Genomic DNA, 12010 nt, shown 5'->3' on the forward strand with positions numbered 1-12010 from the left:
CGGTTGCCTCATAAACGAATCGACAGGCCGTCGCTCAGCGATTGCCGATAGGCGCGCCAGGCCGGGATGCAGCCCATCAACAGGGCGGCAGCGAGAATAGCGCCGAGCAGCGACCACTCATAGGGCGAGGGTGTATTCAGCGGCAGATACAGGCCGTAGTGGGCCTGCACATAGCCCTGCGCGCCGGCGATGCCGAGATACAGCAGCAGTATCCCGAGCAACACACCGGCCAGCGCCAGGCTGAAGGCTTCGAGTATCAGCAGGCTGGCGATATGCCAGGGGCGGGCGCCGACCGAACGCAGAATCGCCATCTCGCGGCGGCGTTCGTTGAGGCTGGTGAGAATGGCGGTGAGCATGCCGATCAGCCCAGTCAACACGACGAACAGCGAGACTACGAACAGCGCCTGCTCCGCCGTGCTCATCAGGCTCCACAGTTCCTGCAGGGCAACGCCTGGGAGGATCGCCAGCAGCGGTTCGCCGCGAAACTCGTTGATCTCGCGCTGCAGGCTGAAGGTGGCGATCTTGCTGTTGAGCCCCAGCAGTACTGCGGTGATTGCCTCGGGTTGCAGCTGCAAGGTGCGCGCCTGTTCGGCCGAGACCTTGCCGGCGCCGCGCGTGGGCATGCCGTTCTGCCAGTCGATGTGCAGCGCCTGCATGCCGGCCAGGGAGATGTGCAGGGTGCGGTCCACCGGGGTGCCGCTGCGCGCCAGGATGCCGACCACGCGAAAGGGTTTGTCGTCGTGCTTGAGCAGGCTGATGGTCGCCACGCCGTGGGCCAGTACCAGCTGGTCGCCGAGCCGATAGTGCAGCGCCTCGGCCACTTCGGCGCCGAGCACCACCTCGAACGGGTCGTCGGCGAAGGCGCGGCCCTGGCTCAGGCTCAAGGGCTGGCTGCGGCCATAGCGATAGTGGCTGAAATAGTCCGGGTTGGTGCCCATCACCCGGTAGCCGCGATGCGAGTCGCCGAGGGAGATGGGGATCGCCCACTTCACCTGGCGATGCCTGGCGAAGTGCTCGAAGCTGTCCCAGCGGATGTTGTTGGTGGCGTTGCCGATGCGGAACACCGAATACAACAGCAGGTTGACCGAGCCGGAGCGGGCGCCGACGATCAGGTCGGTGCCGCTGATGGTATTGGCGAAGCTGGCGCGCGCCTCGCTGCGCACCCGTTCGACGGCCAGCAACAGGCACACCGACAGGGCGATGGCGAATGCCGTGAGCAGGGCGGTGAAGCGGCGGTTGCCCAGGCTGGCCAGGGCTAGACGGAGTAGGTACACCTCAGACCTCCTGGGGCGCGGCGGCGCGGTTGAGTTCGGCCAGTGACAGGCTGCGATCGAACAGGTGCGCCAGGCTCTGGTCGTGGCTGACGAACAGCAGGCTGGCGCCGGCGTCGCGGCATTCGCTGAACAACAGCTGCAGGAACGCCTCGCGGGCATCGGCATCCAGTGCCGAGGTCGGCTCGTCGGCGATCACCAGCTCCGGCTGGCCGATCAGCGCGCGGGCGGCGGCGACCCGTTGTTGCTGGCCGATCGACAGGCTGTCGGCGCGGCGCTGCAACAGCTCGGCCTTGAGGCCGAGATGGGCCAGCAGGCTGGCGGCGGCCTGATCGATACTGCCGTGGCGCTGCCGCGCGCGCTGAGCGCGCAGGCGGGAGAAGTGGCAGGGCAGCTCGACGTTCTCGCGCACCGAGAGAAACGGCAGCAGGTTGAACTGTTGGAAGATGTAGCCGCTGTGGTCGACGCGGAAGCGGTCACGGGCAGCGGAGCCGAGAGCGCTCAGCTCCTGATCGAGCAGCCGCACGCTGCCGCGATCGGCCTGCTGCACGCCGCCGAGCAGGCCGAGCAGGGTGGTCTTGCCGCTGCCGCTGGGGCCCTTGAGGAACAGGCTCTCGCCGCGCTGCAAGGTGAAACTGGCGATGTCCAGCAGCGGCGCCTGGCCGGGCCAGGCGAAGCCGAGGTTGCTGAGTGCGAGCAGGGGAGTGGTCATAGCGGCTTGATCATGCAAAGGCTCAGGCGAACGGCAATCTTGGGGAGGCTGAGGATGCCAGGCTCCGAGGGAGTTTCAAGTCGAACAGGATAGGCAGACCCTCAAAAGGTCAGGCGCGGGTTGTCCGGCGTCAGCTCTGCGCCCTGCTGGCCATTCGGGCCGAGCAGTTGCACCTGGATTTTCAGGGTGGCGGGGAAGCGTTTGAACAGCTCGCTCAGGTCCAGCTGCTGCACGGCGTCTGCTTGAGCGCAGGCGAAGCGGTAGTGGGCGTGGATCTCGCTGTGTTCGCCGGCATCTTCGTGCTCCTCATGCTTCTCATGATCTTCAGGGCCGAACAGGGGGCTTTGCAGTTCTTGTGTACTCAGGCTGCAGCCGCCAGTGGCCAGGCCGAACAGCGCCTGCGGTTGTTCCAGTTGGCGACGCGCGCTGGCGATCTTGGCCCGATCGGCCGGGCTGTTGGCGGCATGTTCGAAGCCCAGCAGGTTGATGGCCGGGCTTTCCAGCTCCAGTTCCAGAACCGAGCCGTCCAGCGCCACGTTCAGTTGTGCCATGCCATGAGCGTGGGCAGCGAGGCTGGTATGTTCGCTGTGCTCATGTTGCTGGGCGTGGCTGATGCTCAGCGGCAGCAGGGCGAAGGGCAGGGTAAACAGCAAGCGACGCATGATGATCTCCGGGTAAGCCTGATAGTTATTGATACGTTATAACAATATCTATTTGATCTGGCTAGCCTCGCTTGGCTGAGGCCTGCCGGCGTGGGAGCATGGCCGCAGTTAACCCGAGGGCGACAAGATGGTGCGTATTCGTGGGCGGATCGGCGATTGGCCGGTGGACCTGACCCTGGAGTTGGACCCGCAGGACTGGGCGCAATTGGCCGGGCAATTGCCGGCGGTGGCAGAGGCAGCGGCGGCGCCGGTGAGCGCGCCGATGCCAACCGATGCGCTGTGGCAGACCACCCTGGAGCTGTTGCGCAAGGCCGGGCGGATCGAGGGGCCGCAGTTGCTCGAGCAGTTAGCCGCGCTGGCGGGCGGTGAGGCAGCCGGCAAGCGCCTGCTGGTGCGGCTGCGCCATTGCGCGCAGGTGCGCATGGAAAGCGGGGAAGATGCGCCGATTTATTGTTGGGTGGACGCCGGCTAGCGCGCCGGGCATCGGGGCGCGGTTGCGCCCCTGTTGAATCAGCCCTTGCGCCGACGCTGGCCTGCACGCTGGGTTTCGCTGCGCTCTACGCCAGCCTGCGGACGGTGACAGTAGGCTGGCGTAGAGCGTAGCGAAACCCAGCAAAGCTCGCTGGCTACGCCGGTCTTACAAACTAGTCAATAAATCGCCTGGTACAGCTTGCGGCGGTAGGCCGTGACCAGCGGATGGTCGCTGCCGAGCAGGTCGAACATCTGCAGCAGGGTGCTGTGTGGCAGGCCGTCGGCGTAGCCGCGATTACGCACGAACAGCTTGAGCAAACCGTCCAGCGCCGGCTCGTACTGCTGCCGCGCCAGTTGCTGGATGGTCAGCTGGTAGGCCGCCTCGTCGTCCTCGGCATTCTGCGCCAGGCGGCTTTTCAGGCTGGCCACATCCGGTAGGTCGGCGGCCTGGCGCAGGAAGGTCAGTTGCGCCCGCGCGCCCGCCAGCGCCTGCTTGTGCTCATCGCCGCTGACCGCATTGAGCACGGTTTCGGCCTCGCTCAGCTCGCCGCGCTCGAGCAGGCAGCGGGCGTAGAGAATCAGCGCGGCGGGTTTTTCACTGTCCTCGCCGAGCAATTGCTTGAGCAGGTTTTCCGCCTCGGCGAAGCGCCCTTCGGTGAACAGCGCCTGGGCCGTTTCCAGTGGCTTGGCGGTTGGTGCGGCGGGCTCGGCGACATGCGGCTGGAGCAGGGTGCGAATCGCCGACTCCGGCTGGGCGCCGGTGAAACCGTCGACCGGTTGGCCGTCCTTGAACAGCACCACGGTCGGCAGGCTGCGAATGCCGAAACGGGCCACCACGTCGGGCTCGGCATCGCAGTCGACCTTGGCCAGCAGCAGCTCGCCCTGGTAGCTCTCGGCGATCTGCGCCAGCACAGGCATCAGGGCCTTGCAGGGGGCACACCACTCTGCCCAGAAGTCCACCAGCACGGGCTTGTGGAAGGAGTTCTCGATCACCAGTTGGTCGAAGTTGCTGGTGCTGGCGTCGAAAATGTAGGGAGTTTCGCTCATCGGGATTCTCGCAAAGGCGGGCGGCGGATGAAAAGTGGCATGCATAGTAAATGGCGACGCCGGGCGCGGAAAGCAAGGGCGATGCAAGCCGGCGCAGTATTGAGCGGCTATGCGTCGTGGCGGCCGCTCAGTGTTCGCGTTGCGCGTGGTACAGGCTGACCCGGCGAAACTCCGCCGGCTCGGCCAAATCAGGCCAGGTGCAGGCTTGCATCTGGCCGAGGCGGCGATACAGCGGGTGCTGGAAGTCGCGCATGCGTGAGTCGGCGACCAGCGCCTGCCGACCGCGACTGAGGAACTGGTCGAGCAGCGGCAGGTTGGCGCGGTCGTAGAGCACGTCGGCGACGATGATCAGGTCGAAACGGTCGGTCTCCTGGAAGAAGTCCGTCGAGTAGCTCAGTGCCACGTCGTTCAGCGCGGCATTCGCTCTGCAGGCTTCGAGGGCCAGCGGGTCGAGGTCGCAGGCCACCACCTCGAGGGCGCCGGCGCTCGCCGCGGCAATCGCCGCCACGCCCGAACCGGCACCGAAGTCCAGCACGCGCTTGCCGCGCACCCACTCGGGCCGTTCCGCCAGCCAGCGCGCCAGCACCAGGCCGCTGGCCCAGCAGAAGCACCAGTAAGGCGGGTCTTCGAGTATCCGCCGGGTTTCCTCCGGGCTGAAGGCACGATCCATATTCGCCGCATCGATCAGCCAGAGCTTCAGCGCGGTGCCGGGCAGGGTGGCGGCAACCAATTGAGCATCGCCGAGCAACTCGCTCAGCGCCGCCTGTAGCGCGGCAGGTGGCTTCATGGCGCTGGCACCAGGCGCAACTCGCCGAGGGACTGGCTCTGGGCGTGGCGAATCGGCAGCGGCAGCAGGCGCAGGATCAGCCGGCCGGAGAAATGCACACGGCCGCGCAGTTCGATCCGCGCCCCGGGGGCAAATGCCTGTGGATTGAATGGCAGGCGAAAAAGCAGTGGCGCACCATCGCCGCGCACCTGGATGTTGCCCAGCAGACCCTGTGGCAGGCCGCGCTGATCGAGCACCAGCAAGGCCAACTCGGCCTCGGCGCCCGGCGGCACGCCGAGCAGGCTGCCGCTGAGCTCGCGCAAATAGGCGGGCAGGGGTGCGGCGGTCTCGTCGGTAGCTGCCGGTGGGGGCTCGGCTGGCAACTGAGGCGCAAGCGGCGGCTTGGCGGCGCAGGCGGCGAGCAAGCCAAGGAGGCTAAGAAGAGCAAACAGTCGCAGCGGCATGGGTGTCCATCGGGGCGGAGTGACGAAAAGGTATGAGCAGAAGAGTAGCTGGCTGCGCGCGCCTATATACCGTAACCGTCTCGACTTGTCTTGCCTGCGGGATGCGCTACCATGGCGCCTTTCCGATTAAGGCTGTTGCCCTCCTATGCACTGTCCCTTCTGCGGTGCCAACGACACCAAAGTCATCGACTCGCGTCTGGTCGCCGAGGGTGGGCAGGTGCGTCGTCGCCGCGAATGCCTGGCCTGCGAAGAGCGTTTCACCACCTTCGAGACTGCCGAGCTGGTGATGCCACGGCTGATCAAGCAGGACGGCAGCCGCCAACCCTTCGATGAAGACAAGCTGCGTGCCGGCATGCAGCGCGCGCTGGAAAAGCGTCCGGTGGGCATCGAGCGGCTGGAGGCGGCGATAGCCCATATCAAGCACAAACTGCGCGCCACCGGCGAGCGCGAAATCAAGTCGCTGGTGCTCGGCGAACTGGTGATGGGCGAACTGCAAAAACTCGATGAGGTCGCCTATATCCGTTTCGCCTCGGTGTACCGGCGCTTCCAGGACCTCAACGAGTTTCGCGAAGAGATCGACCGGCTGTCCCGCGAGCCCTCGAAAGACTGATGGGCAACTGCGATCAGGCCTTTATGGCGCGTGCCCTGGAACTGGCCCGTAAGGGCCTGTACTCCACCCATCCGAATCCGCGCGTTGGCTGCGTCATCGTCCGCGCTGGGCAGGTCGTCGGCGAAGGCTGGCACGCCCGCGCCGGCGAGCCGCACGCCGAAGTGCATGCGTTGCGCCAGGCCGGCGAGCGGGCCCGTGGCGCTACCGCCTATGTCACCCTGGAACCCTGCAGCCACCACGGGCGTACCCCGCCCTGTGCCGATGCTTTGGTCAATGCCGGCGTGGCGCGGGTGGTCGCGGCCATGCAGGACCCCAACCCCCAGGTCGCCGGCAACGGCTTGCGGCGTCTCGAGCAGGCCGGCATTCAGGTGCAGTGCGGCGTGCTGGAAGCCGAGGCGCGGGCGCTCAACCTCGGCTTTATCAAGCGCATGGAACAGGGCCTGCCTTTCGTGCGGGTCAAGTTGGCGATGAGCCTGGACGGCCGCACCGCCATGGCCAGCGGTGAAAGCCAGTGGATCACCGGGCCGGCGGCGCGGGCCGCGGTGCAGCGCCTGCGCGCGCGTTCCAGTGTGGTGTTGAGCGGTGCCGATACGGTGCTGGCCGATGGCGCGCGTCTGACCGTACGTCCGGATGAGCTGGGCCTGGGCGCCGAGCTCACCGCCCTGGCGGCCAACCGCCCGCCGCTGCGGGTACTGATCGATGGCCGCCTGCGCGTGCCGCTCGACGTGCCGTTCTTCCAGGCCGGGCCAGCTCTGGTGGCGACCTCTGTGGCGGCCAGCGAGGCTGCGCGTTATCGGCATGAGGGGCACGAGTTGCTCGAGGTGCCGGGCGCCGACGGGCACGTCGACTTGCGCAAGCTGCTGGTCGAACTGGCGGCGCGTGGCGCCAATGAAGTGCTGGTCGAGGCCGGACCGCGCCTGGCCGGTGCCTTCGCCCAGCAGGGCCTGGTCGATGAGTATCAGCTGTTCGTTGCGCCCAAGCTGCTTGGCTCCAGCGCACGGCCCTTGCTCGACTGGCCGCTGGCACAGATGGCTGAAGCGCCGCAGCTGAAGATCGTCGAGATGCGTGCCGTCGGCGATGACTGGCGGATCATCGCGGTGCCGGCCTAAGGCTCTGGCGCCTGCCGGACTTAATGCTGCCCTGCTGCGGACGGCCAAGTCCGATAGACGCCTAGCGCCGGTCATGCGTCGCGGCGGCAAATATGGTAAAAAGCCACGCGTGGCCACCGTGGTGGCCGCAACGTTCTCAGGGCGGGGTGTAATTCCCCACCGGCGGTAATGGCGCGCAAGGCGTCTAGCCCGCGAGCGCTTGCTACTGTCCTCGATCGGGTCGGCAGCAAGGTCAGCAGACCCGGTGTGATTCCGGGGCCGACGGTTAGAGTCCGGATAAAGAGAGAGCGGGATAGTCTGCATGGGTGCGCGGTAGCGCGCCGGTAGATCCCTTTCGATCAGTCATGCCCTGTTTTGTCTAAAACAGGAGTTCAGTTAAATGTCACAGGTTTATCACCCGGCCCCTGCGTGCTGCCCCGGCAGTTGGCGCAGCGCTGTGCCCGAGTCCAGGGAGACGCTATGTTTACCGGCATAATCGAAGCCATTGGCAGTATCCGTGCGCTGAGCCCGAAAGGCGGCGATGTGCGGGTCTATGTCGAGACCGCCAAGCTCGACCTGTCTGACGTCAAACTGGGCGACAGCATCGCGGTGAATGGCGTCTGCCTGACCGCGGTGGAATTGCCCGGCGACGGCTTCTGGGCCGATGTCAGCCGCGAGACCCTGGCCTGCACCGCGTTCGTCGACCTCAAGGCCGGCAGCAAGGTCAACCTGGAGAAGGCCCTGACCCCGACCAGCCGGCTTGGCGGACACCTGGTCAGCGGGCATATCGACGGGGTCGGCGAAGTCATCGAGCGCGCCGACAACGCCCGCGCCGTGCAATTCAAGATTCGCGCGCCACGCGAGCTGGCCAAGTACATCGCGCACAAGGGCTCGATCACCGTCGACGGCACCAGCCTGACGGTCAACGCGGTGAATGGCGCCGAATTCGAGCTGACCATAGTGCCGCACACCCTGGCCGAGACCATCATGATCGACTACCGCCCGGGGCGGCTGGTCAATCTGGAGGTCGATCTGCTGGCGCGTTACCTGGAGCGTTTACTGCTCGGTGATAAGGCCGCCGAGCCGAAGGCCTCGGGCCTGACAGAAAGTTTTCTGGCCGAAAACGGCTACCTGAAGAATTAAGGAAACACCCGCATGGCACTTAACAGCATTGACGAACTGATCGAAGACATCCGCCAGGGCAAGATGGTCATCCTCATGGATGACGAGGATCGCGAGAACGAAGGCGACCTGATCATCGCCTCCGAGGCGGTCACGGCCGAACACATCAACTTCATGGCGCGCTTCGCCCGCGGCCTGATCTGCATGCCGATGACCCGCGAGCGCTGCGAACTGCTCAAGCTGCCGTTGATGGCGCCGCGCAATGGCTCCGGCTTCGGCACCAAGTTCACCGTCTCCATCGAGGCCGCCGAAGGGGTCACCACCGGCATCTCCGCGGCCGATCGGGCGCGTACCGTGCAGGCGGCCGCAGCCAAGGGCGCCAAGGCCGACGACATCGTCAGCCCTGGGCACATCTTCCCGTTGATGGCCCAGCCGGGCGGCGTGCTGGCGCGTGCCGGTCACACCGAGGCGGCCTGCGACCTGGCGCGCATGGGCGGCTTCGAGGCGAGCGGGGTGATCTGCGAGATCATGAACGACGACGGCACCATGGCCCGCCGTCCCGAGCTGGAGGAGTTCGCCGCGCAACACGGGATCAAGATCGGTACCATCGCCGACCTGATCCACTACCGGCTGATTCACGAGCGCACCGTCGAGCGGATTGGCGAGCAAGTGGTCGACAGCGAACTGGGTCAGTTTCACCTGGTGACCTACCGCGATTCGGTGGAAGGCGACGTGCACATGGCCCTGACCCTGGGCAGCATCAGCGCGGACCAGCCGACGCTGGTGCGGGTGCATAACATGGACCCGCTGCGTGATCTGTTCATGGTCAACCAGGCCGGCCGTTGGAGCCTGCGTGCGGCCATGGCCAAGGTGGCCGAGGCCGGCAGCGGCGTGGTGCTGTTGCTGGGCAATCCGCTGACCGGTCAGGACCTGCTGGCGCACCTGGATCGGCAGCTGGGCGACGAGAGCAAGGTCGTCAACCCGACCACCTACAGCACCGTCGGTGCCGGCTCGCAGATTCTGCGTGACCTCGGTGTGCGCAAGATGCGCCTGATGAGTTCGCCGATGAAGTTCAATGCGATATCCGGTTTCGACCTGGAAGTTGTAGAATACCTGCCCTCTGAATAACCCCTTGGGGCGCCACACTGCGCCCCGGCTCTTTAATTGACGAGATTCGCTATGACCCTGAAGACCATCGAAGGTACTTTTATTGCCCCCAAGGGCCGCTTTGCCCTGGTGGTCGGCCGCTTCAACAGCTTCGTTGTCGAAAGCCTGGTAAGTGGCGCCGTTGATGCCCTGGTTCGCCACGGTGTGAGCGAGAACGACATCACCATCATCCGCGCCCCGGGTGCCTTCGAGATTCCGCTGGTGGCACAGAAAGTCGCTCAGCGTGACGACTTCGACGCGATCATCGCCCTCGGCGCAGTGATCCGTGGCGGTACCCCGCACTTCGAATATGTGGCCGGCGAATGCACCAAGGGCCTGGCTCAGGTCTCCATGGAATTCGGCGTACCGGTGGCCTTCGGCGTCTTGACCGTCGACTCCATCGAACAGGCCATCGAGCGTTCCGGCACCAAGGCCGGCAACAAAGGCGCGGAAGCCGCACTGTCCGCCCTGGAAATGGTCAGCCTGCTGGCGCAGTTGGAGGCCAAGTGAGCCAGAACGACGGCACCGGGCAAAAGCCGCAACCGGGTAAGAAAGCCCCCAGTGGTAAAACCCTGGCGCGCCGTCAGGCGCGTACCCTGGCCATGCAGGCGCTGTACTCCTGGCACATGGCCGGTCAGTCGTTGAACGAGATCGAAGCGCAGTTTCGTGTCGACAACGATTTTGCCGCGGTCGACGGTGCCTACTTTCACGAGATTCTGCACGGCGTGCCGCGGCAGAAAACCGAGATCGACGGTGCCTTCGAGTCGTTGTTGGATCGCCCGCTTGCGGAGATCGACCCGGTCGAGTTGTCGATCCTGCGCCTGTCCACCTACGAGCTGAAAAACCGCATCGATATTCCCTATCGTGTGGTGATCAACGAAGGCATCGAACTGGCCAAGGTGTTCGGCGCTACCGACGGACACAAGTTCGTCAACGGCGTGCTGGACAAACTGGCGCCGCGCTTGCGAGCGGATGAAGTCCGCGCCAACAAGCGTTGACAGCTCCTTGAGAAGCTACTGCGCTCGGCTATGTGGCGTTGAAATCAGGCTCGGACTGCTCATGTACAACTCGTACACTCCGCGTCCTCGCCTGACTTCGCCTTACCTAGCAGTCGCTCGCGACGCTTTTCAACGGACTGTTAACTTTTGCGGTGCCTCCCTTGGGTGAGTTCGAGCTGATCCGTCATTACTTCGCCGCTGCGTCTTGTGCGCAGGCTGGCGAAGGCGTGGCGCTGGGCATTGGCGATGACTGTGCCCTGCTCGACCTGCCCGCTGGCGAGCAGCTGGCCGTGTCCACCGATACCCTGGTCAACGGGGTGCACTTCCCCGACTCCGCCGATCCTTTTTTGCTGGGCCAGCGTGCGCTGGGCGTGTCGGTCAGCGATCTGGCCGCCATGGGCGCGACGCCCATAGGTTTCACCCTGGCCCTGACCCTGCCCGCTGCCGAACCTGCCTGGCTGCAAGCCTTTGCCGCGGGCCTCGATCGGATGGCGCGCCAGTGTGCGCTGCGCCTGATCGGCGGCGATACCACGCGCGGGCCGCTAAGTCTGACCCTTAGCGTGTTCGGTCGGGTGCCGCGTGGCCTGGCGCTGACCCGGGCCGGCGCGCAGGTCGGCGATCTGCTGTGTGTCGGCGGCGATCTAGGCGCTGCCGCGGGCGCGTTGCCGCTGGTGCTGGGGCAGCGCCAGGCGGCGGCCGAGATCGCCGAGCCCCTGCTCGCGCGCTACTGGTCGCCGCAGCCGCAGCTGGCGCTGGGTCAGGCATTGCGTGGCAAGGCCACGGCGGCGCTGGATATCTCCGATGGATTGCTGGCCGACTGCGGGCATATAGCGGCGGCCTCGGGCGTGGCGCTGGTGGTCGAGCAGGCGCGCTTGCCGCTGTCGGCAGCCCTGCTGGCGCTGCTCGGGGAAGACGCCGCGCGCCACTGTGCGCTGAGCGGTGGCGACGATTACCGCTTGGCCTTTACCTTGCCCGCCGAGCACCTCGCCGAGTTGCAGGCAGCCGGTTGGCCGGTGCAGGTGATCGGTCGGGTCGAGGCCGGTCAGGGCGTGCAGTTGCTGGATCAGTTCGGTCAATGCATCACGCCGCCGGCGCGGGGCTATCAACATTTTGGAAACTCCAGTGACTGATCACCCCGAGCAAGTTCCCGCCGAGTTCGTGCCGCCGTCGGTATGGCGCAACCCCTGGCACTTCCTGGCTTTTGGTTTCGGCTCGGGCACCCTGCCGAAAGCGCCGGGTACCTGGGGCTCGCTGGTGGCGCTGCCGTTCATTCCGCTGTGGCAGATGCTGCCGGACTGGGGTTACTGGCTGATGCTCGGCATCACCATGCTGTTTGGCTTCTGGTTGTGCGGCAAGGTCGCCGATGACCTGCGCGTGCATGACCACGAGGGTATCGTCTGGGACGAAATGGTTGGCATGTGGATCACCCTCTGGCTGGTGCCGGAAGGTTGGATTTGGCTACTGCTAGGCTTTTTGATGTTCCGTTTCTTCGACATACTCAAGCCCTGGCCGATCCGCTGGATCGACCGCCATGTGCATGGCGGGGTCGGCATCATGCTCGATGACGTGCTGGCCGGGGTGTTCGCCTGGTTGGCCATGCAGCTGTTGGTATGGGGCTGGGCCAACGGCTTGGCAACGGTGTCGGGCTTCTAG

General features: G+C 65.6%; 15 protein-coding genes and 1 riboswitch. Of the genes, 9 read left to right on the forward strand and 6 right to left on the reverse strand.

Features of this window, described 5'->3' with window-relative positions; genetic code table 11:
• Nucleotides 1-8: 8 nt before the first annotated feature.
• From FBY03_RS10585 to FBY03_RS10595, 3 genes are all read right to left on the reverse strand, one after another.
• Nucleotides 9-1274: an ABC transporter permease gene (locus FBY03_RS10585; protein WP_147172193.1), complete on the reverse strand. Its 1266-nt coding sequence runs from the start codon at nt 1272-1274 to the stop codon at nt 9-11.
• A gap of 1 nt (nt 1275) precedes the next feature.
• Nucleotides 1276-1983 carry an ABC transporter ATP-binding protein gene (locus FBY03_RS10590; protein ID WP_147172195.1) on the reverse strand — a complete coding sequence of 236 codons (708 nt, stop codon included), beginning with the start codon at nt 1981-1983 and terminating at the stop codon, nt 1276-1278.
• A 101-nt stretch (nt 1984-2084) separates the two neighbouring features.
• Nucleotides 2085-2645 carry a DUF2796 domain-containing protein gene (locus FBY03_RS10595; protein WP_147172197.1) on the reverse strand — a complete coding sequence of 187 codons (561 nt, stop codon included), beginning with the start codon at nt 2643-2645 and terminating at the stop codon, nt 2085-2087.
• A gap of 127 nt (nt 2646-2772) precedes the next feature.
• On the opposite strand from FBY03_RS10595, the gene FBY03_RS10600 reads away from it, so the two are divergent.
• Nucleotides 2773-3117, forward strand: a complete 345-nt coding sequence (locus FBY03_RS10600; protein ID WP_147172199.1) for a hypothetical protein — start codon at nt 2773-2775, stop codon at nt 3115-3117.
• Between the two features lie 176 nt (nt 3118-3293).
• Here the strand turns inward: FBY03_RS10600 and trxA are convergent, their stop codons facing one another.
• From trxA to FBY03_RS10615, 3 genes are all read right to left on the reverse strand, one after another.
• Complete coding sequence (gene trxA / locus FBY03_RS10605; RefSeq protein WP_147172201.1) at nt 3294-4163, reverse strand: thioredoxin; 870 nt, start codon at nt 4161-4163, stop codon at nt 3294-3296.
• Nucleotides 4164-4290: 127 nt separating this feature from the next.
• A complete protein-coding gene (locus FBY03_RS10610; protein WP_147172203.1) occupies nt 4291-4950 on the reverse strand; it encodes a methyltransferase in 660 nt (219 codons plus the stop codon).
• Nucleotides 4947-5393 (reverse strand): YbaY family lipoprotein, encoded by a 447-nt coding sequence (locus FBY03_RS10615; protein ID WP_147172205.1) that lies wholly within the window; start codon nt 5391-5393, stop codon nt 4947-4949. The genes FBY03_RS10610 and FBY03_RS10615 overlap by 4 nt, the downstream gene beginning before the upstream one ends.
• A 145-nt stretch (nt 5394-5538) precedes the next feature.
• Between FBY03_RS10615 and nrdR the strand changes: the two genes are divergently transcribed.
• From nrdR to FBY03_RS10655, 8 genes are all read left to right on the forward strand, one after another.
• Nucleotides 5539-6003: a transcriptional regulator NrdR gene (nrdR, locus tag FBY03_RS10620; RefSeq protein ID WP_147172207.1), complete on the forward strand. Its 465-nt coding sequence runs from the start codon at nt 5539-5541 to the stop codon at nt 6001-6003.
• Nucleotides 6003-7112 carry a bifunctional diaminohydroxyphosphoribosylaminopyrimidine deaminase/5-amino-6-(5-phosphoribosylamino)uracil reductase RibD gene (gene ribD / locus FBY03_RS10625; RefSeq protein ID WP_147172209.1) on the forward strand — a complete coding sequence of 370 codons (1110 nt, stop codon included), beginning with the start codon at nt 6003-6005 and terminating at the stop codon, nt 7110-7112. Before nrdR ends, ribD begins: the two co-directional genes overlap by 1 nt.
• Before the next feature lie 128 nt (nt 7113-7240).
• A riboswitch (FMN riboswitch) is annotated at nt 7241-7405 on the forward strand.
• Nucleotides 7406-7571: 166 nt separating this feature from the next.
• Nucleotides 7572-8234, forward strand: a complete 663-nt coding sequence (locus FBY03_RS10630; protein WP_147172211.1) for a riboflavin synthase — start codon at nt 7572-7574, stop codon at nt 8232-8234.
• Between the two features lie 12 nt (nt 8235-8246).
• On the forward strand, nt 8247-9341 hold the full coding sequence (ribBA, locus tag FBY03_RS10635) for a bifunctional 3,4-dihydroxy-2-butanone-4-phosphate synthase/GTP cyclohydrolase II (RefSeq protein WP_147172214.1): 1095 nt from the start codon (nt 8247-8249) through the stop codon (nt 9339-9341).
• A gap of 51 nt (nt 9342-9392) precedes the next feature.
• Complete coding sequence (gene ribE, locus FBY03_RS10640) at nt 9393-9869, forward strand: 6,7-dimethyl-8-ribityllumazine synthase (RefSeq protein ID WP_025167671.1); 477 nt, start codon at nt 9393-9395, stop codon at nt 9867-9869.
• Nucleotides 9866-10357, forward strand: a complete 492-nt coding sequence (nusB, locus tag FBY03_RS10645; protein ID WP_147172216.1) for a transcription antitermination factor NusB — start codon at nt 9866-9868, stop codon at nt 10355-10357. The genes ribE and nusB overlap by 4 nt, the downstream gene beginning before the upstream one ends.
• Nucleotides 10358-10518: 161 nt before the next feature.
• The gene (gene thiL / locus FBY03_RS10650; protein WP_147172218.1) at nt 10519-11487 is read left to right on the forward strand and encodes a thiamine-phosphate kinase; all 969 of its coding nucleotides are present in this window, start codon (nt 10519-10521) and stop codon (nt 11485-11487) included.
• A complete protein-coding gene (locus FBY03_RS10655) occupies nt 11480-12010 on the forward strand; it encodes a phosphatidylglycerophosphatase A (protein ID WP_147172220.1) in 531 nt (176 codons plus the stop codon). The genes thiL and FBY03_RS10655 overlap by 8 nt, the downstream gene beginning before the upstream one ends.

The organism is Pseudomonas sp. SJZ079 (genome assembly GCF_007993865.1).
GTDB lineage: Bacteria > Pseudomonadota > Gammaproteobacteria > Pseudomonadales > Pseudomonadaceae > Aquipseudomonas.

Excerpts from the sequence above, each read along its gene's own strand:
- FBY03_RS10590 (WP_147172195.1), bottom strand. The coding sequence starts at position 1,983 with ATGACCACTCCCCTGCTCGCACTCAGCAACCTCGGCTTCGCCTGGCCC.
- FBY03_RS10595 (WP_147172197.1), bottom strand. The coding sequence starts at position 2,645 with ATGCGTCGCTTGCTGTTTACCCTGCCCTTCGCCCTGCTGCCGCTGAGC.
- FBY03_RS10600 (WP_147172199.1), top strand. The coding sequence starts at position 2,773 with ATGGTGCGTATTCGTGGGCGGATCGGCGATTGGCCGGTGGACCTGACC.
- trxA (WP_147172201.1), bottom strand. The coding sequence starts at position 4,163 with ATGAGCGAAACTCCCTACATTTTCGACGCCAGCACCAGCAACTTCGAC.
- FBY03_RS10610 (WP_147172203.1), bottom strand. The coding sequence starts at position 4,950 with ATGAAGCCACCTGCCGCGCTACAGGCGGCGCTGAGCGAGTTGCTCGGC.
- FBY03_RS10615 (WP_147172205.1), bottom strand. The coding sequence starts at position 5,393 with ATGCCGCTGCGACTGTTTGCTCTTCTTAGCCTCCTTGGCTTGCTCGCC.
- nrdR (WP_147172207.1), top strand. The coding sequence starts at position 5,539 with ATGCACTGTCCCTTCTGCGGTGCCAACGACACCAAAGTCATCGACTCG.
- ribD (WP_147172209.1), top strand. The coding sequence starts at position 6,003 with ATGGGCAACTGCGATCAGGCCTTTATGGCGCGTGCCCTGGAACTGGCC.
- FBY03_RS10630 (WP_147172211.1), top strand. The coding sequence starts at position 7,572 with ATGTTTACCGGCATAATCGAAGCCATTGGCAGTATCCGTGCGCTGAGC.
- ribBA (WP_147172214.1), top strand. The coding sequence starts at position 8,247 with ATGGCACTTAACAGCATTGACGAACTGATCGAAGACATCCGCCAGGGC.
- ribE (WP_025167671.1), top strand. The coding sequence starts at position 9,393 with ATGACCCTGAAGACCATCGAAGGTACTTTTATTGCCCCCAAGGGCCGC.